This is a genomic window from Acidovorax sp. GW821-FHT09B03 (assembly GCF_059418305.1).
The window spans coordinates 560071-578571 of record NZ_JBWKPP010000003.1 but is presented as its reverse complement, the minus strand read 5'-3'; the positions used below and the strand labels follow the sequence as shown (position 1 = coordinate 578571).

Annotated in this window: 14 protein-coding genes and 2 tRNA genes; all 16 read left to right on the top strand. The window is 64.3% G+C overall.

The features are described from left to right. The coding region (locus tag AC07PA_RS09130; protein ID WP_290575830.1) for an EF-Tu C-terminal domain-related protein at positions 1 to 79 on the top strand (79 nt) is incomplete at its 5' end. A gap of 9 nt (positions 80 to 88) precedes the next feature. Continuing rightward, positions 89 to 164: transfer RNA gene (locus tag AC07PA_RS09125), tRNA-Trp, on the top strand. A gap of 90 nt (positions 165 to 254) precedes the next feature. Beyond that, on the top strand, positions 255 to 638 hold the full coding sequence (gene secE, locus AC07PA_RS09120) for a preprotein translocase subunit SecE (protein WP_007850056.1): 384 nt from the start codon (positions 255 to 257) through the stop codon (positions 636 to 638). Positions 639 to 642: 4 nt separating this feature from the next. Then, positions 643 to 1239, top strand: a complete 597-nt coding sequence (gene nusG / locus AC07PA_RS09115) for a transcription termination/antitermination protein NusG (protein ID WP_007850053.1) — start codon at positions 643 to 645, stop codon at positions 1237 to 1239. A gap of 118 nt (positions 1240 to 1357) precedes the next feature. Continuing rightward, positions 1358 to 1789 carry a 50S ribosomal protein L11 gene (rplK, locus tag AC07PA_RS09110; protein WP_007850051.1) on the top strand — a complete coding sequence of 144 codons (432 nt, stop codon included), beginning with the start codon at positions 1358 to 1360 and terminating at the stop codon, positions 1787 to 1789. Between the two features lies 1 nt (position 1790). Then, the gene (gene rplA / locus AC07PA_RS09105) at positions 1791 to 2486 is read left to right on the top strand and encodes a 50S ribosomal protein L1 (RefSeq protein WP_007850049.1); all 696 of its coding nucleotides are present in this window, start codon (positions 1791 to 1793) and stop codon (positions 2484 to 2486) included. Positions 2487 to 2723: 237 nt separating this feature from the next. Further along, positions 2724 to 3248, top strand: coding sequence for a 50S ribosomal protein L10 (gene rplJ / locus AC07PA_RS09100; RefSeq protein ID WP_007850048.1), 525 nt, complete (start codon positions 2724 to 2726; stop codon positions 3246 to 3248). A gap of 40 nt (positions 3249 to 3288) precedes the next feature. Beyond that, the gene (gene rplL, locus AC07PA_RS09095) at positions 3289 to 3666 is read left to right on the top strand and encodes a 50S ribosomal protein L7/L12 (protein ID WP_007850046.1); all 378 of its coding nucleotides are present in this window, start codon (positions 3289 to 3291) and stop codon (positions 3664 to 3666) included. 265 nt (positions 3667 to 3931) lie between these two features. Beyond that, positions 3932 to 8044, top strand: coding sequence for a DNA-directed RNA polymerase subunit beta (gene rpoB / locus AC07PA_RS09090; protein WP_494609154.1), 4113 nt, complete (start codon positions 3932 to 3934; stop codon positions 8042 to 8044). Positions 8045 to 8065: 21 nt separating this feature from the next. After that, the gene (gene rpoC / locus AC07PA_RS09085; protein ID WP_007850039.1) at positions 8066 to 12310 is read left to right on the top strand and encodes a DNA-directed RNA polymerase subunit beta'; all 4245 of its coding nucleotides are present in this window, start codon (positions 8066 to 8068) and stop codon (positions 12308 to 12310) included. 252 nt (positions 12311 to 12562) lie between these two features. Continuing rightward, positions 12563 to 13117: a LemA family protein gene (locus tag AC07PA_RS09080; protein WP_494609155.1), complete on the top strand. Its 555-nt coding sequence runs from the start codon at positions 12563 to 12565 to the stop codon at positions 13115 to 13117. Positions 13118 to 13223: 106 nt separating this feature from the next. Next, complete coding sequence (gene rsmB, locus AC07PA_RS09075; RefSeq protein ID WP_494609156.1) at positions 13224 to 14657, top strand: 16S rRNA (cytosine(967)-C(5))-methyltransferase RsmB; 1434 nt, start codon at positions 13224 to 13226, stop codon at positions 14655 to 14657. 40 nt (positions 14658 to 14697) lie between these two features. Next, positions 14698 to 15273 carry a DUF4390 domain-containing protein gene (locus AC07PA_RS09070; RefSeq protein WP_007850021.1) on the top strand — a complete coding sequence of 192 codons (576 nt, stop codon included), beginning with the start codon at positions 14698 to 14700 and terminating at the stop codon, positions 15271 to 15273. Beyond that, positions 15270 to 17564 carry a sensor histidine kinase gene (locus tag AC07PA_RS09065; RefSeq protein WP_494609158.1) on the top strand — a complete coding sequence of 765 codons (2295 nt, stop codon included), beginning with the start codon at positions 15270 to 15272 and terminating at the stop codon, positions 17562 to 17564. Before AC07PA_RS09070 ends, AC07PA_RS09065 begins: the two co-directional genes overlap by 4 nt. Positions 17565 to 17604: 40 nt before the next feature. After that, positions 17605 to 18285 carry a response regulator gene (locus tag AC07PA_RS09060; RefSeq protein ID WP_007850017.1) on the top strand — a complete coding sequence of 227 codons (681 nt, stop codon included), beginning with the start codon at positions 17605 to 17607 and terminating at the stop codon, positions 18283 to 18285. Between the two features lie 57 nt (positions 18286 to 18342). Next, positions 18343 to 18418 (top strand) — tRNA-Phe (locus tag AC07PA_RS09055). Positions 18419 to 18501 lie beyond the last annotated feature (83 nt).

The following is an 18501-nucleotide window of genomic DNA, read 5'->3' as shown; positions in this document are numbered from 1 at the left end:
GGAAGAAGGCCTGCGCTTCGCCATCCGTGAAGGCGGTCGTACCGTCGGCGCCGGCGTCGTGGCCAAGATCATCGCCTAATAGCGTTACAGGGGTATAGCTCAATTGGCAGAGCGTTGGTCTCCAAAACCAAAGGTTGTAGGTTCGATTCCTACTGCCCCTGCCACCTGAACAGTGGCACCCAACAAGCCCGCCAGACCCTGGCGGGCTTCGGCGTCTTGGGCGACGCCGCGAATCGGAGCAGGAAACAATACACATGGCCACTTCCCAGGTTGAAACCGTCAATACCGGTGCAGACAAAGCCAAGCTTGCAGCTGTGGCCGCACTGGTCATTGCATCGGTCGCTGGCTTTTATCTGCTGAGCAAGCAGGGTGCGATTGCCCAGTGGGCCGCATTGATCGTCGGGCTGGTTGCTGCGGCTGCCGTGTTCCTGGTGTCAGAACCAGGCCGGCAGTTTGTCGCGTTTGCGCGCGAAGCCTGGCGCGAAGTGAAGAAGGTCGTCTGGCCGACCCGCAAGGAGACCTTGCAGATGACGGCCTACGTGTTCGCGTTCGTCGTCATCATGGCGCTCTTCCTGTGGTTCACCGACAAGACCCTCGAATGGGTCCTGTACGACCTGGTTTTGGGCTGGAGGAAGTAACGCCATGACAACCACCCCTGTGGACACCACCGGAGCCGAAGCTCTGGCCCCCGCAACGCCGGGCAATCCCGATCTGCGCTGGTACATCGTCCACGCCTATTCGGGCATGGAAAAAGCGGTCGAGCGCAACATCGTGGAGCGCATCGGCCGTTCGGGCATGGAGACCAAGTTCGGTCGCATCCTCGTTCCCACCGAAGAAGTGGTGGAAATGAAGAACGGCCAGCGCAAGACCACCGAGCGTCGCCTGTTCCCTGGCTACGTCTTCGTCGAAATGGTCATGGACGACGACACGTGGCACCTGGTGAAGCACACCAACAAGGTCACGGGTTTCGTGGGCGGTGCGAAGAACCGTCCCGCCCCCATCTCTGAAGACGAAGTGCAGAAGATCGTCAGCCAGATGCAGGAAGGCACCGAGAAGCCCCGCCACAAGGTGGAGTTCATGGTGGGCGAACTGGTGCGCGTCAAGGAAGGCCCATTCACCGACTTCAATGGTTCGGTGGAAGAGGTGAACTACGAGAAGAGCCGTGTACGGGTGTCCGTCATGATCTTCGGCCGCTCCACCCCGGTGGAGCTCGAATTCGGCCAGGTCGAGAAGACCTGAGCCCCAAGGTTTGGATGCCGCACCTTTCGGCTCGGTGCGGATGAAAGTGTCGTGAGTCGTTAACCCCGGGGAGCTGCGGCCACATGGCCAAGGCGTTATCACCCGCAAGGAGTAAAGCATGGCGAAGAAAATCGTCGGTTTTATCAAGCTGCAAGTCCCAGCTGGTAAGGCCAACCCATCCCCACCGATCGGCCCAGCACTGGGTCAGCGTGGCCTCAACATCATGGAGTTCTGCAAGGCATTCAATGCGCAGACCCAGGGCGTCGAGCCAGGCCTGCCATTGCCCGTGGTCATCACGGCTTTTGCAGACAAGAGCTTCACCTTCATCATCAAGACGCCGCCTGCGACGACCCTGATCAAGAAGGCCATCAAGCTCGACAAGGGTTCTTCGAACCCTCTGAAGACCAAGGTCGGCAAGATCACGCGCGAACAGCTCGAAGAGATCGCCAAGACCAAGATGAAGGACATGAACGCTGCCAACGTCGACGCCGCTGTGCGCACGCTGGCTGGCTCTGCACGCTCGATGGGCGTGACGGTGGAGGGTTTGTAAGATGGCCAAGCTGACCAAGAAGCAAAAAGCCCTGCAAGGCAAGGTCGACAGCACCAAGCTGTACGCTTTCGCTGAAGCAGTTGCGATCGTGAAGGAAGCCGCTACGGCCAAGTTCGACGAATCCATCGACGTGGCCGTTCAGCTTGGCATCGATGCCAAGAAGTCCGACCAGGTGGTTCGCGGCGCCGTGGTGCTGCCCAACGGTACCGGCAAGACGACCCGCGTGGCCGTGTTCGCCCAGGGCGCCAAGGCTGAAGAAGCCAAGGCCGCTGGCGCCGACATCGTCGGCATGGACGACCTGGCCGCCATGGTCAAGGCCGGCGACATGCCTTTCGACGTGGTGATCGCTGCCCCCGACGCAATGCGCGTCGTCGGTACGCTGGGCCAGATCCTGGGCCCACGTGGCCTGATGCCCAACCCCAAGGTGGGCACCGTGACGCCTGACGTCGCTACGGCGGTGAAGAACGCCAAGGCTGGTCAAGTGCAGTTCCGCGTCGATAAGGCCGGTATCGTGCACAGCACGATCGGTCGCCGTTCGTTCGACAACGACAAGCTGCAAGGCAACCTGGCTGCACTGATCGAAGCGCTGACCAAGGCCAAGCCTGCAACCAGCAAGGGTGTGTACCTGCGCAAGGTGGCAGTGTCCTCCACGATGGGCCTGGGTGTCCGCGTGGATACGCAGACCATCGCAGCGTAATTGCAAGAAATCTTCGGGCCGGCCTTCGGGGCGGCCCGATGTGGTGGGCTGGGGCTGCTTCGGTAGCCACAGGCCATCCAAGACCGTTGGTGCGCGAGGATGTCGCGCTTAAAGCCAGAAAAGGTGCCAACGCAGATGGCGATCCCGCTGCAGATGGAAAATTTTCCTGAACAGTTGGTCGCTGCAACAAGAGCGTGCACGAGGCAGTCGCCGAGTGCGCATTTTAAGGAGTAGACCTTGAGTCTTAATCGCAGTGAGAAAGAAGCGGTCATCAGTGAAGTGACCAGCCTCGCCGCTAAAGCTCAAACGCTTGTGATCGCGGAATACCGTGGCATCACGGTCGCCGACATGACCAAACTGCGTGTTGATGCTCGCAGCAAGGGCGTGACCCTGAGTGTTCTGAAGAACACCCTGGCTCGCCGTGCTGTGGCTGGAAGCGCATTTGACGTGGTGGCTGACCAGATGACCGGCCCGCTGATCTACGGCTTCTCCGAAGACGCTGTGGCCGCCGCCAAGGTGGTGGCCGATTTCGCGAAGACCAACGACAAGCTGGTGATTCGCGGTGGCGCTTTCGGTGGCAAGGCCCTGGATGTCAACGGCGTTAAGCAACTGGCCAACATTCCTTCCAAGGAAGTGCTGCTGGCTCAGATTTGTGGCTTGCTTATGTCCCCCATGTCGCGTACGGCCGTTGTGCTGGGCGCACTGGCGGCGAAAAAAGGCGAAGGCGCAGCCGCACCGGCCGCCGAACCTGTCGCGGCTTGATGGCCCGATAGATAACCAACAAAATTGTTAGGAAATAAAAATGGCATTCGATAAAGACGCATTTTTGACCGCTCTGGACAGCATGACGGTTCTGGAACTCAATGACCTGGTGAAGGCCATTGAAGAGAAGTTTGGCGTGAGCGCTGCAGCCATGGCTGCACCCGCTGCCGGCGGCGGCGGCGGTGCTGCTGCGGCTGCAGAAGAGAAGACGGAATTCAACGTGGTGCTGCTCGAAGCCGGCGCCAACAAGGTTTCCGTCATCAAGGCAGTGCGCGAAATCACCGGCCTGGGCCTCAAGGAAGCCAAGGACCTGGTGGACGGCGCTCCAAAGAACGTCAAGGAAGCTATTGCCAAGGCCGACGCCGAAGCAGCAGTCAAGAAGCTGGTGGAAGCCGGTGCCAAGGCTGAACTGAAGTAATTCGGTCCCTTGCAAGGGCTGGAGTGCTCCTCGCGGGCCTCCAGCCTTTGGCGCTTTCAGAGCGCACCCGAAAGCCGCATCCCCAAAGCGGTTTTTGAGTGTCTTCTGACAACCCCGACAGCAGAAGATACCTTGGTTCGGGTGATGTGCAACGCATCGCCGTCCGCCATGGTTGGTAGTGGCCAACCGCCAAGCCCGCAAGGAGGAGAGCCTTTGCGGGTCAGTCGTCGAAGACCCAGGACTCATGTCTTTGCCCGGAGATCTCATGGCCTATTCCTATACCGAACGCAAGCGAATCCGCAAAAGTTTCGGCAGCCGCGACAGCGTGCTGGAAGTTCCTTATCTGCTGCAGATGCAGAAGGACGCATACACCGCTTTCCTGCAGGCAGACAAAGCACCACAGAAACGAACCATTGAAGGTCTGCAGGCTGCCTTTGACGCTGCCTTCCCCATCGTCTCGCACAACGGTTTTGTGGAGATGAAGTTCATCGAGTACAACCTGGCCAAGCCGGCTTTCGACGTGCGCGAGTGCCAGACCCGTGGTCTGACCTTCGCCTCGGCCGTGCGCGCCAAGGTGCAGCTCATCATCTATGACCGCGAGTCCTCGACGTCGCAGTCCAAGGTGGTCAAGGAAGTCAAGGAACAAGAGGTCTACATGGGCGAAGTGCCCCTGATGACCGAGAAGGGCTCCTTCATCATCAACGGCACGGAGCGCGTGATCGTTTCGCAGCTGCACCGTTCGCCTGGCGTGTTCTTCGAGCACGACAAGGGCAAGACGCACAGCTCGGGCAAGCTGCTGTTCTCCGCACGCATCATCCCCTACCGCGGCTCCTGGCTGGACTTCGAATTCGACCCGAAGGACATCCTGTACTTCCGCGTGGACCGTCGCCGCAAGATGCCGGTCACGATCCTGCTCAAGGCCATCGGCCTGAACCCCGAGTCCATCCTCGCGAACTTCTTCGTGAACGACAACTTCCGCATCATGGACAGCGGTGCGCAGATGGAATTCGTGCCCGAGCGCCTGCGCGGCGAAGTGGCGCGTTTCGACATCACCGACAAGTCGGGCAAGGTCGTGGTCGCCAAGGACAAGCGCGTTACCGCGCGCCACACCCGTGAACTGGAGCAGTCCGGCACCACGCACATCAGCGTGCCCGAAGACTTCCTGATCGGCCGCGTGGTGGCCCGCAACATCGTCGATACGGACACCGGCGAAATCATCGCCAAGGCCAACGACGAGCTGACCGAAGCGCTGCTCAAGAAGCTGCGCGTGGCCGGCATCCAGGACGTGCAGTGCATCTACACCAATGAACTCGACCAGGGCGCGTACATGTCGCAGACCCTGCGCATCGACGAAACGGTGGACGAGTTCGCAGCCCGCGTGGCCATCTACCGCATGATGCGCCCCGGCGAGCCGCCAACGGAAGACGCCGTGCAGGCCCTGTTCCAGCGCCTGTTCTACAACCCCGACACGTACGACCTGTCGCGCGTGGGCCGCATGAAGTTCAACGCCAAGATCGGCCGCGACGAATCCACCGGCCCCATGGTGCTGTCCAACGAAGACATCCTGGCCGTGGTCAAGATCCTGGTGGACCTGCGCAACGGCAACGGCGAAGTCGATGACATCGATCACCTGGGCAACCGCCGCGTGCGCTGCGTGGGCGAACTGGCCGAAAACCAGTACCGCACCGGCCTGGCACGCATCGAGAAGGCCGTGAAGGAGCGTCTGGGCCAGGCCGAGCAAGAGCCGCTGATGCCCCACGACCTGATCAACAGCAAGCCGATCTCGGCTGCGCTGAAGGAATTCTTCGGCGCCTCGCAGCTGTCGCAGTTCATGGACCAGACCAACCCGCTGGCAGAAATCACGCACAAGCGCCGTGTTTCCGCCCTGGGCCCGGGCGGTCTGACCCGCGAACGCGCAGGCTTCGAAGTGCGCGACGTGCACGTGACCCATTACGGCCGCGTCTGCCCTATCGAAACGCCTGAAGGCCCGAACATCGGCCTGATCAACTCGCTGGCCCTGTACGCCCGCCTGAACGAGTACGGTTTCATCGAAACCCCGTACCGCCGCGTGGTGGACGCCAAGGTCACGAACGAGATCGACTACCTGTCGGCCATCGAAGAAGGCAAGTACGTGATCGCGCAGGCCAACGCCGTGCTCGACAAGGACGGCCGCCTGTCCGGCGACCTGGTGTCGGCCCGTGAAAAGGGTGAATCCATCCTGTGCGGCGCGGACCGCGTGCAGTACATGGACGTGTCTCCTGCACAGATCGTGTCGGTGGCTGCCTCGCTGGTTCCGTTCCTGGAGCACGACGATGCGAACCGCGCACTGATGGGCGCCAACATGTCGCGCCAGGCCGTGCCTGTCCTGCGCCCCGAGAAGCCCCTGGTGGGCACGGGCATCGAGCGCGTGGCCGCGGTCGACTCCGGCACCGTGGTCACGGCCAGCCGAGGCGGCGTGGTGGACTACGTGGACGCCACCCGCATCGTGGTGCGCGTGAACGACGCCGAAGCCGTTGCCGGTGAAGTGGGTGTGGACATCTACAACCTCATCAAGTACCAGCGTTCCAACCAGAACACCAACATCCACCAGCGCCCCATCGTCAAGAAGGGCGACATGCTGGTCAAGGGTGACGTGATTGCCGACGGCGCATCGACGGACTTCGGCGAAATCGCCATCGGCCAGAACATGCTGATCGCCTTCATGCCCTGGAACGGCTACAACTTCGAAGATTCGATCCTGATCTCCGAACGCGTGGTGGCCGAAGACCGCTACACCTCGATCCACATCGAGGAACTGGTGGTCATGGCCCGCGACACGAAGCTGGGCGCGGAAGAAATCACGCGCGACATCCCGAACCTGTCGGAACAGCAGCTGAACCGCCTGGACGAGTCCGGCATCATCTACGTGGGTGCCGAAGTGCAGCCCGGCGATACGCTGGTCGGCAAGGTCACGCCCAAGGGCGAGACCACCCTCACGCCCGAAGAGAAGCTCCTGCGCGCCATCTTCGGCGAGAAGGCTTCCGACGTGAAGGACACCTCGCTGCGCGTGGACCAGGGCTCGCAAGGCACCGTGATCGACGTGCAGGTGTTCACCCGTGAAGGCATCCAGCGCGACAAGCGCGCCCAGCAGATCATCGACGATGAACTCAAGCGCTTCCGCCTGGACCTGAACGACCAGCTGCGCATCGTCGAGGCCGACGCCTTCGACCGTATCGAGAAGCTGCTCAACGGCCGCGTGGCCAATGGCGGCCCGCAGAAGCTGGCCAAGGGCACGAAGATCGACAAGGCCTACCTGGCCTCGGTGGAGAAGTTCCACTGGTTCGACATCCGTCCCGCCGAAGACGAAGTCGCCACCCAGCTCGAGAGCATCAAGAATGCCCTGGAGCAGACGCGCCACAGCTTCGACCTGGCTTTCGAGGAAAAGCGCAAGAAGCTCACGCAAGGCGACGAGCTGCCAGCGGGCGTGCTGAAGATGGTCAAGGTCTACCTGGCCGTCAAGCGCCGCCTGCAGCCTGGTGACAAGATGGCCGGCCGCCACGGCAACAAGGGTGTGGTCTCCAAGATCGTTCCGGTCGAAGACATGCCCTACATGGCCGACGGCACCCCTGCCGACATCGTGCTGAACCCCCTGGGCGTGCCTTCGCGGATGAACATCGGGCAGGTGCTCGAAGTCCATCTGGGCTGGGCCGGCAAGGGTATCGGCCAGCGCATCGGCGACATGCTGCAGCAGGAAACCAAGGCGGCGGAAATGCGCACCTTCCTCGAAGAGGTGTACAACTCGCGCGGCCGCAAGGAAGACCTGTCGCAGCTGACGGACGAGGACGTGCTGGCCATGGCCCAGCATCTGACCGCTGGCGTGCCCTACGCGACCCCCGTGTTCGATGGTGCTTCGGAAGAAGAAATCATGGACATGCTCAAGCTGGCCTACCCGGACGACATCGCCGAGCGCAAGGGCCTGACGCCCACGCGCACGCAGGCCTACCTGCACGATGGCCGCACCGGTGACCGCTTCGAGCGCCCCACCACCATCGGCTACATGCACTACCTGAAGCTGCACCACTTGGTGGACGACAAGATGCACGCCCGTTCCACGGGTCCGTACTCCCTGGTCACGCAGCAGCCGCTGGGCGGCAAGGCCCAGTTCGGTGGCCAGCGTTTCGGGGAAATGGAAGTGTGGGCGCTGGAAGCCTACGGTGCAGCCTACGTGCTGCAGGAAATGCTTACCGTCAAGTCCGACGACGTGGTGGGCCGTACCAAGGTGTACGAATCCATCGTCAAGGGCGAACACGCGATCGAAGCCGGCATGCCGGAATCGTTCAATGTGCTGGTCAAGGAAATCCGTTCGCTGGGCCTTGATATCGAGCTGGAACGCTCCTAAGCGGAAAAGGAAAGAGTCACTATGAAATCGCTACTCGACCTGTTCAAGCAATTCACGCCGGATGAGCACTTCGATGCCATCCGCATCGGCATGGCTTCGCCCGAGAAGATCCGTTCGTGGTCCTTCGGTGAAGTGAAGAAGCCCGAGACCATCAACTACCGCACGTTCAAGCCCGAGCGCGACGGCCTGTTCTGCGCCAAGATCTTCGGTCCCATCAAGGACTACGAATGCCTGTGCGGCAAGTACAAGCGCCTCAAGCACCGCGGCGTGATCTGCGAGAAGTGCGGCGTTGAAGTCACGCAGACCAAGGTGCGCCGCGAGCGCATGGGCCACATCGACCTGGCTGCACCCTGCGCGCACATCTGGTTCCTGAAGTCGCTGCCATCGCGTCTGGGCCTGGTGCTCGACATGACGCTGCGCGACATCGAGCGCGTGCTGTACTTCGAAGCCTATGTGGTGACCGACCCCGGCATGACGCCGCTGAAGAAGTTCAGCATCATGTCCGAGGACGACTACGACGCCAAGCGCAAGGAATACGGCGACGAGTTCATCGCCAAGATGGGCGCCGAAGGCATCAAGGACCTGCTGGAATCCATCGACATCGACCTGTCGATCGAGCGCCTGCGCGGCGACCTGACCGGCTCCGAAGTCAAGGTCAAGAAGAACGCCAAGCGCCTGAAGGTCCTGGAAGCCTTCAAGAAGTCGGGCATCAAGCCCGAGTGGATGGTGCTCGAAGTGCTGCCCGTGCTGCCACCGGACCTGCGTCCGCTGGTGCCGCTGGACGGCGGCCGCTTCGCGACCTCTGACCTGAACGACCTGTACCGCCGCGTCATCAACCGCAACAGCCGCCTGCGCCGTCTGCTGGAGCTCAAGGCCCCTGAAATCATCGCCCGCAACGAAAAGCGGATGCTGCAGGAAGCCGTGGACAGCTTGCTGGACAACGGCCGCCGTGGCAAGGCCATGACGGGCGCCAACAAGCGTGCCCTGAAGTCGCTGGCCGACATGATCAAGGGCAAGTCCGGTCGTTTCCGCCAGAACTTGCTGGGCAAGCGCGTGGACTACTCGGGTCGTTCCGTGATCACCGTGGGCCCAACGCTCAAGCTGCACCAGTGCGGCCTGCCCAAGCTGATGGCCCTGGAGCTGTTCAAGCCCTTCATCTTCTCGCGCCTGGAAGCCATGGGCATCGCGACGACGATCAAGGCCGCCAAGAAGGAAGTCGAATCCGGCACGCCGGTGGTGTGGGACATCCTGGAAGAGGTCATCAAGGAACACCCGGTGATGCTCAACCGTGCGCCTACGCTGCACCGCCTGGGCATCCAGGCGTTCGAGCCCATCCTGATCGAAGGCAAGGCCATCCAGCTGCACCCCCTCGTCTGCGCGGCCTTCAACGCCGACTTCGACGGTGACCAGATGGCCGTCCACGTCCCGCTGTCGGTGGAAGCGCAGATGGAAGCCCGCACGCTGATGCTGGCCTCCAACAACGTGCTGTTCCCCGCTTCGGGCGAACCCTCCATCGTCCCGTCGCAAGACGTGGTGCTGGGCCTGTACTACGCTACCCGCGACCGCATCAACGGCAAGGGCGAAGGCCTGATCTTCGCCGACACCGGTGAAGTGCAGCGCGCGTTCGACGCGGGCGAAGTCGAGCTGGCCACGCGCATCAACGTGCGCCTGACCGAATGGTCCAAGAACAAGGAAACCGGCGAGTTCGTGCCCGAGACCAAGATGGTGGAAACCACCACTGGCCGTGCCCTGCTGTCCGAGATCCTGCCCAAGGGCCTGCCTTTCTCGAACATCAACAAGGCGCTCAAGAAGAAGGAAATCTCCAAGCTCATCAACGTCTCCTTCCGCAAGTGCGGTCTGAAGGAAACGGTGGTGTTCGCCGACAAGCTGCTGCAAAACGGTTTCCGCCTGGCCACCCGCGCCGGTATCTCGATCTGCATCGACGACATGCTGGTGCCGCCCCAGAAGGCCGGCATCATCGAGCGCTCCGAGAAGGAAGTGAAGGAGATCGAGCAGCAGTACGTCTCGGGTCTGGTGACCTCCGGCGAGCGCTACAACAAGGTGGTGGACATCTGGGGCAAGGCCGGCGACGAAGTGTCCAAGGTGATGATGGCCCAGCTGTCCAAGCAAAAGGTCATCGACCGCCACGGCAAGGAAGTGGACCAGGAGTCCTTCAACTCCATCTACATGATGGCCGACTCCGGCGCCCGCGGCTCTGCCGCCCAGATCCGCCAGGTGGCCGGCATGCGTGGCCTGATGGCCAAGCCTGACGGCTCGATCATCGAGACGCCCATCACCGCGAACTTCCGCGAAGGCCTGAACGTGCTGGAGTACTTCATCTCCACCCACGGTGCCCGCAAGGGTCTGGCCGACACGGCGCTGAAGACGGCCAACTCCGGCTACCTGACGCGCCGCCTGGTGGACGTGACGCAGGATCTGGTCGTGACCGAAGAGGATTGCGGCACCGCCAATGGCTCGCTGATGCGCGCCATCGTCGAAGGCGGTGAAGTGATCGAATCGCTGCGCGACCGTATCCTGGGCCGCACCGCTGCCGAAGACGTGCTGCACCCCGAAACCCGCAAGGTGCTGGTGCCTGCCGGCGTGATGCTGGAAGAAGACCTCATCGAGGAAATCGAAGCCGCTGGCGTGGACGAAGTCAAGGTGCGCACGGCGCTGACCTGCGAAACCCGCTACGGCCTGTGCGCCAAGTGCTACGGCCGCGACTTGGGCCGCGGCGGCCTGATCAACCTCGGCGAAGCCGTGGGTGTGATCGCTGCCCAGTCCATCGGCGAACCCGGCACGCAGCTGACCATGCGTACCTTCCACATCGGTGGTGCCGCATCGCGCGCTGCCATCGCCTCGAGCGTGGAAGCCAAGTCCAACGGCGTGATCGGCTTCAACGCCACGATGCGCTACGTGAGCAACACCAAGGGCGAGCTGGTGGTGATTGCGCGTTCGGGTGAAATCATCATCCACGACGAGCATGGCCGCGAGCGCGAACGCCACAAGGTGCCTTACGGCGCCCTGCTGACGGTCAAGGCCGACCAGTCCATCAAGGCGGGCACGATCCTGGCCAACTGGGATCCGCTGACGCGCCCGATCATTACCGAGTTCGCCGGCCAGGTGAAGTTCGAGAACGTCGAAGAAGGCCTCACGGTTGCCAAGCAGCTCGACGAAGTGACCGGTCTGTCCACCCTGGTGGTGATCGACCCCAAGCGCCGCGGCGCTGCCAAGGTCGTGCGTCCGCAGGTCAAGCTGATCGATGCGCAGAACAACGAAGTGAAGATCCCTGGCACCGACCACTCGGTGACCATCGGCTTCCAGATCGGTTCGCTCATCCAGGTGCGTGACGGCCAGGACGTGGGCCCCGGCGAAGTGCTGGCGCGTATCCCGGTCGAAGGCCAGAAGACCCGCGACATTACCGGCGGTTTGCCCCGCGTGGCCGAGCTGTTCGAAGCCCGTACCCCGAAGGACAAGGGCACGCTGGCCGAGATGACCGGCACCGTGTCGTTCGGCAAGGAAACCAAGGGCAAGGTCCGCCTGCAGATCACCGACCCCGAAGGCCACGTGTTCGAAGAACTCGTGCCCAAGGAAAAGAACATCCTGGTGCACGAAGGCCAGGTGGTGAACAAGGGCGAGTCCATCGTCGACGGCCCGGCCGATCCGCAGGACATCCTGCGCCTGCTGGGCATCGAAGAACTCTCGCGCTACATCGTCGATGAAGTGCAGGACGTGTACCGCTTGCAGGGCGTGAAGATCAACGACAAGCACATCGAGGTGATCGTTCGCCAGATGCTGCGCCGCGTCGTGGTCGAGAACGTCGGCGAGTCGAACTACATCGGTGGCGAGCAGGTCGAGCGTTCCGAGATCCTCAACACCAACGATGCACTGCAGTCCGAAGGCAAGATCCCCGCGACCTACAGCAACCTGCTGCTGGGTATCACGAAGGCATCGCTGTCGACCGACTCGTTCATCTCGGCGGCTTCCTTCCAGGAAACCACCCGCGTGCTCACCGAGGCTGCCATCATGGGCAAGCGCGACGAGCTGCGTGGCCTGAAGGAAAACGTGATCGTGGGTCGCCTGATCCCTGCCGGTACCGGCATGGCCTACCACCAGGCGCGCAAGGCCAAGGACGCCATGGACGACGCAGAGCGCCGCGCCATCGCCGAAGCCGAAGCCGCTGAAATGGCTGCGTCCTCGTCGACGGACGACGCCACGGAAGTCGAAGGCAGCACCACCACCGCCACGGACGCTTCCGCAGACTGAAGCCAGGTGGCACCGGACAAGGAGACCCCAGCGATGCACAGTGCGGCGCATGGGGACCTGGTTCGGCGCCGTCCCGGGCTCTGAAGCGCTCCCGCCCTGTCCCCGGACAGGCCGGGAGCGTTTTTACTGGAGCGGCAGAGCGCTCCGGCTTTTTCCCGTTTTCTCTTTCTCGGCCACGGGCTGCCCCTGCAGCGCACGCCCTTGGCAATGTGTATGTGGTCATCGCCCCTTTTCTGGATTTTTGTTGCCATCATGCTGTTCTGGGCCCTGGGGGCCTACAACCGCCTGACGCGGCTGCGCTCCTCCGTGGTCCAGGCCTTTGGCGCGGTGGACGCCCACCTCGTGCGCCTGATGGCGCTGCTCGGTGAGTTCGATGCAGTCCAGGGCCACCACCATATCGCCGACCCCGCCGTGTCCCGCTGTAGCGCAGACCATGTGCCGCAGCCGCAGGGCCCGGTGCTGGACCCCGCCAAGGTGGCGGCCCTGCGTGGCGCCACCACGCAGATGGGCGCATCGCTGGCCGTGGCGCGCTCGCAGCCCCTGCAGCGCGATGCGCTGGCCGCGCTCACCGCGGCGCGCAGCGTGCTCGACGCCACCTGGCGCAGCGTGGTGACCGAGGCCGATGGCCCCGGCGCCAAGGAGATGCTGGCCCCCTGGTCCATCCGCTGGGAGGAGCACCACGCGCAGATCGATCTGGCCGTGCAGGTGATCAACCATGCGGCCGAACAGCACAATGCCGCCATCCACCAGTTTCCGGCCCGTGTCCTCGCCTGGGTCTTTGGCTTCAAGGAAGCCAAGGGGCTGTGAGAACGCCTGCACGTTCTGCCCCCATCCCGGGCTGATTTTTTCCGGCCTTTTTCTTTTTTGACCGCCAGACCCCGCGCCTGTGTGCCGGCACCCCGAGGCCCCGACCATGAAACCAGCCCCACCCCACCCCGCCGTGCCCGAAGGGCAGCGTCCCGGTTCCGGTCGCCCTGCCGCACAGGCCGGCGCCAGCCGGGGGGACGCTGCCCCGCAGGTGGCGCTGTGGCAGCAACTCGTCGCCGTGGCCGGCGTGCTCCAGGCGATCCGGGGCGGCACCTCGGGCACTGCGGCGCTGGACGCGGTCGGCGCCGCTCTGCGCCCAGGTGTGCAGGCCTTGCTGTTCCAGGTGCTGCGCAACCTGGGGCGTGCCGAGGCCCTGCGGCGCCAGCTGGCCCGCCGGCCACCGCCGCCCGATGCGGATGCCCTGCTGTGCACGGCGCTGGCGCTGTGCTGGCGTGCCGACGAAGCCCCCTATGAGCCCTTCACCCTGGTCAACCAGGCCGTGGAAGCCGCCAAGCGGCACCCGGCCACGCGCGCCCAGTCCTCGTTCATCAATGCCTGCCTGCGGCGCTTTCTGCGCGAAAGCGAGGCACTGGTGGCGGCCACCGAGGCCGACCCCGTGGCCCGCTGGAACCACCCGCTGTGGTGGATCAAGCGCCTGCAGAAGGACCACCCCGAGCAGTGGGAGCAGATCCTGCATGCCAACAACACCCACGCCCCGATGGCGCTGCGCGTGAACCGGCTGCAGGGCAGCCAGGCGCAATACCAGCAGGAGCTGGCCGACATGGGCGCCGCTGCCGACCCGGCCGGTGCCGTTGGCCTGGTGCTGCACCGGCCGCTGCCGGTGCAGGCACTGCCCGGGTTTGCCCAGGGCCGCGTGTCGGTGCAGGACATGGCGGCCCAGCAGGCGGCGCCACTGCTGCTGCAGGGCATGGACCGCACGCACAGCCTCAGGGTGCTGGACGCCTGTGCCGCCCCCGGCGGCAAGACCGCCCACCTGCTGGAGATGGCCGGGGAGGGTGCTCCGCTGCAGGTGACGGCCCTGGAGATCGACGCCACGCGCGCCGAGCGCATCCACCAGACCCTTTCCCGCCTGGGCCTGGCCGCCCAGGTGCTGGTGGCCGACGCGGCCCGGCCAGAGGCCTGGTGGCCGCAGGCCAGTGGCGGCGCGCTGTTCGATGCCATCCTGCTCGATGCACCGTGCACCGCCTCGGGCATCGTGCGCCGCCACCCGGACGTGCGCTGGCTGCGCCGCGAGACGGACATCGCCCAGCTGGCTACCCTGCAAAAGCAGTTGCTGGCCGCCCTGTGGCCGCTGCTCGCGCCCGGCGGGCGGCTGCTGTACTGCACCTGCTCCGTCTTCCGTGCGGAGGGGGACGCACAGGTGCAAACGTTTCTTGCACACAACACCGATGCACATTTGCTCCCCTCGCCTGGGCATTTAATCCCCCGCGCAGCGGACAAGCAGGGGGCTGTCCCGGACAATCGATTCGGTGATCACGACGGATTTTTTTACGCACTGTTGCAAAAATCGGCCGACTGAGCGCTCCGCAGCTCGTTGGGGGTGGATTGGTGCGCTTTTGATGCTGATCACCTTGTGGGTGTTGCCGATGTCCACCCGGGCGGAGACCAGCCGCGGTGAAGTGGCCGAACTGCGCCTGCAGCGCCTGGACGATGGCATCTACCTGAGCACCAGCCTGGAATTCGACCTGCCCGAGCTCGCCGAAGATGCCTTGCGCAAGGGCATCCCCATGTATTTCGTGATGGAAGCGCAGGTCATGCGCGACCGCTGGTACTGGTCCGACCGCCTGGTGGCCGAGGCCACGCGCTACCTGCGGCTGAGCTACCAGCCCCTGACCCGGCGCTGGCGCCTGAGCACCTCGGCATCCCCCATCACCAACACCGGCCTGGGCGTGGCGCTGGGCCAGAATTTCGACGACCTGGAAGATGCGCTGTCGGCGATGCAGCGGGTTTCGCGCTGGAAGATTGCAGAAGCCACTGCAATCGATACCGATGCCGGCCATACAATACAGTTTCGCTTCAGGCTCGACATGTCGCAACTGCCCCGCCCGTTCCAGATCGGCGCCGTGGGCCGCTCTGGCTGGAACCTGCTGGTCTCGCGCACTGGGCGCCTGGCCTTGCCGGAAGGCGCCAAGTGACCACCGGGCCTGCTGCGGCGCCAGCGTCGGCTTCGGCCCATCTGGCGGCGCGCCAGTCCCGAGCCGTGCGCTGGGCGGTGGGCGTGGGGGCCGCCATCATGTCCGCCATCGGGCTGGTGCTGCTCTTTCTGCTGACACTGGCCACCAACAACCGTGCGCTCTACGAGCGCAACTATGCCTGGCTCTTCGGCGTGAACGTGCTGGTGGCCCTGCTGCTGCTCGCGGTGCTCGGCTGGGTGGCCGTGCGCCTGTGGCTGCGCCTGCGCCGGGGCCGCTTCGGCAGCCGCCTGCTGGTCAAGCTGGCGGCCATCTTTGCGCTGGTCGGCCTGGTGCCCGGCCTGTTGATCTACGTGGTGTCTTACCAGTTCGTGACCCGCTCGATCGAAAGCTGGTTCGACGTGAAGGTCGAGGGGGCGCTGTCCGCCGGGGTGAACCTGGCGCGCGTCTCGCTCGATGCCCTGGCGACCGACATGGCCTCCAAGACGCGCACGGCCAGCGCCCAGGTGGCGCAGGTCCCCGACGCCTCCGCCGGGGTGGTGCTCGAGCGCATCCGCGACCAGTTGGGGGCCACCGACGTCATCCTCTGGAACGGTGCCGGGCAGGCCGTGGCCAGCGCCGGCCAGTCGCGCTTCAGCCTGAACCCCGAGCGGCCCGGCGTGCCGCTGCTGCGCACCGTGCGCCAGCAGCGGGCGCTGACGCAGATCGAGGGGCTGGACGATATCGCAGACCCTGCTGCCGTGCAGAACGCGCGCGTGAAGATCATCGCCCTGGTCAGCAGCCCCACGGTGGGCCTGCTGGCCGAGCCGCGCTACCTGCAGGCCACGCTGATGCTGCCGCCGGCCCTGGTGGAGAACGCCATTGCCGTGCAGGAGGCCAACCGCGAGTACCAGGAGCGCGCCCTGGCGCGCGGCGGCCTGCGGCGCATGTATGTCGGCACGCTCACGCTGAGCCTGTTCCTGGCCGTCTTCGGTGCTGTGCTGCTGGCTGTGCTGCTCGGTAACCAGCTGGTGCGGCCGCTGCTGGTGCTGGCCGAGGGGGTGCGCGAGGTGGCCGCCGGCAACCTGAGCCCCAAGGCCGCCCTGCAGGGCAAGGACGAGCTCGGCGGCCTGACCCGCTCGTTCGCGCTCATGACCCAGCAGCTGGCGGATGCCCGTGGTGCCGTGGAGCAGAGCATGAGCGAGGTGGACGCGGCGCGCGCCAACCTGCAGACCATCCTCGACAACCTCACTGCCGGCGTGATGGTGCTCGACGGCGCGGGCACCATCCGCTCGTCCAACCCCGGCGCCACGCGCATCCTGCGTGCGCCCATGGCGGCCTTCGAGGGGCAGGCGCTGGCCGAAGTGCCCGGCCTGGCGGACTTTGCCGCCGCTGTGCAGAAACAGTTTGCCGCCTTCCTGGGCGAGCGCGACCACCACGGGCTGGACCACTGGCAGCACCCGTTCGAGTTGCACGCCTCGCTCGCCGGCGTCGGGCAGCACGCGACCAGCATCATTGCGCGGGGTGCGGAACTGCCGGATTCGACCCGACTGTTGGTTTTTGACGACATTTCCGAAATCGTTTCGGCGCAGCGCGCGCAGGCCTGGGGCGAGGTTGCACGGCGCCTGGCACACGAAATCAAGAACCCCCTCACGCCTATTCAACTGTCGGCCGAACGGCTCGAGATGAAGCTCACCGGCAAGGTCGCGGCCACCGAGCAGGCCGTGCTCACCAAGTCGGTCCGGACCATCGTCGAGCAGGTCGATGCGATGAAGCGCCTGGTCAACGAATTCCGGGACTACGCACGCCTGCCGGCCGCCGAACTGCACGCGCTGGACATCAACGCGCTGGTGACCGACGTGCTCCATCTGTATGGCGAGGAAAACGCCACAGTCCCCGTGAAAGCTGAGCTGGACGCGCGTTGCCCGGCGATTGCAGGCGATGCGCAGCAGTTGCGCCAGGTGGTGCACAACCTGCTGCAAAACGCGCAAGACGCGACCGAACAGGCGCGCGCCGCGGGTGGCGAAAACCCGTCGCCGGTGCGCATCACGACGCGCTGGAGCGAGTCTTCCGGGCGCGTGCGGCTCACGGTGTCCGACAGCGGCAGCGGCTTTCCGGCGCACATCCTGCAGCGTGCTTTCGAGCCCTATGTCACCACCAAACCGCGTGGCACTGGCCTGGGTCTCGCCGTGGTCAAAAAGATCGCGGACGAGCATGGGGCGCGCATCGACCTGTCCAACCGGGTCGAAGATGGCGTGGTGCGGGGCGCCCAAGTGTCGTTATCATTCGCCACTGAACCAGCGGTGGCGGCATAACAACACGCCCCGCAGTACCTCCCAAGGCGTTTTCACACACATGGCAAACATTCTGGTGGTCGACGATGAGCTCGGCATTCGCGACCTGCTGTCCGAAATCCTGAACGACGAAGGCCACAGCGTGGACCTCGCAGAAAACGCGACGCAGGCCCGTGCGGCGCGTGCCGGCAGCAGCTATGACCTGGTGCTGCTGGACATCTGGATGCCCGACACCGATGGCGTGTCGCTGCTCAAGGAGTGGGCCACCGGCGGCGTGCTGACCATGCCCGTCATCATGATGAGTGGCCACGCCACCATCGACACGGCGGTGGAGGCCACCCGCATCGGCGCCTTCTCCTTCCTGGAAAAGCCCATCACCCTGCAAAAGCTGCTCAAGGCCGTGGAGCAGGGCCTGGCGCGCAACGCCGCCCACCACGCCGCCCCCGTGGCGGCCGTGCAGGCCCCGGCCGCCGCACCCGCCGACGCGCCTTTCACCCAGGTGCCGGTGATCACCGCCCTGTCCGGTGTCGAAGCCGGCCCGCATGCGCACCAGGGTTTCGACCTGGACCGCCCGCTGCGCGAGGCGCGCGACGGCTTTGAAAAAGCCTACTTCGAATTCCACCTGGCCCGCGAAGGCGGCTCCATGACCCGCGTGGCCGAAAAGACCGGCCTGGAGCGCACGCACCTGTACCGCAAGCTGCGCCAACTGGGCGTGGACCTGGGTCGCGGCAAGCGCGCCTGAAAAAAATTGATCCGTAATCTTTTCAGGGTCAATTTTCTGGCTATAATTTGAGGCTCAGGCCCGGTAGCTCAGTCGGTAGAGCAGAGGATTGAAAATCCTTGTGTCGGTGGTTCGATTCCGCCCCAGGCCACCAAAATAGCGAACGCCCCAGTACTTTCAACGGTACTGGGGCGTTTTGCATTGGACGCGCATGATCCACTGGACGGCGGGGGGGAC

Bases quoted from the DNA above. Each gene is read 5' to 3' on its own strand.
- rpoB (WP_494609154.1), top strand. From the start codon at position 3,932: ATGGCCTATTCCTATACCGAACGCAAGCGAATCCGCAAAAGTTTCGGC.
- secE (WP_007850056.1), top strand. From the start codon at position 255: ATGGCCACTTCCCAGGTTGAAACCGTCAATACCGGTGCAGACAAAGCC.
- rplK (WP_007850051.1), top strand. From the start codon at position 1,358: ATGGCGAAGAAAATCGTCGGTTTTATCAAGCTGCAAGTCCCAGCTGGT.
- AC07PA_RS09070 (WP_007850021.1), top strand. From the start codon at position 14,698: ATGCTGATCACCTTGTGGGTGTTGCCGATGTCCACCCGGGCGGAGACC.
- rplA (WP_007850049.1), top strand. From the start codon at position 1,791: ATGGCCAAGCTGACCAAGAAGCAAAAAGCCCTGCAAGGCAAGGTCGAC.
- rplL (WP_007850046.1), top strand. From the start codon at position 3,289: ATGGCATTCGATAAAGACGCATTTTTGACCGCTCTGGACAGCATGACG.
- AC07PA_RS09060 (WP_007850017.1), top strand. From the start codon at position 17,605: ATGGCAAACATTCTGGTGGTCGACGATGAGCTCGGCATTCGCGACCTG.
- nusG (WP_007850053.1), top strand. From the start codon at position 643: ATGACAACCACCCCTGTGGACACCACCGGAGCCGAAGCTCTGGCCCCC.
- AC07PA_RS09080 (WP_494609155.1), top strand. From the start codon at position 12,563: ATGCTGTTCTGGGCCCTGGGGGCCTACAACCGCCTGACGCGGCTGCGC.
- rpoC (WP_007850039.1), top strand. From the start codon at position 8,066: ATGAAATCGCTACTCGACCTGTTCAAGCAATTCACGCCGGATGAGCAC.
- rsmB (WP_494609156.1), top strand. From the start codon at position 13,224: ATGAAACCAGCCCCACCCCACCCCGCCGTGCCCGAAGGGCAGCGTCCC.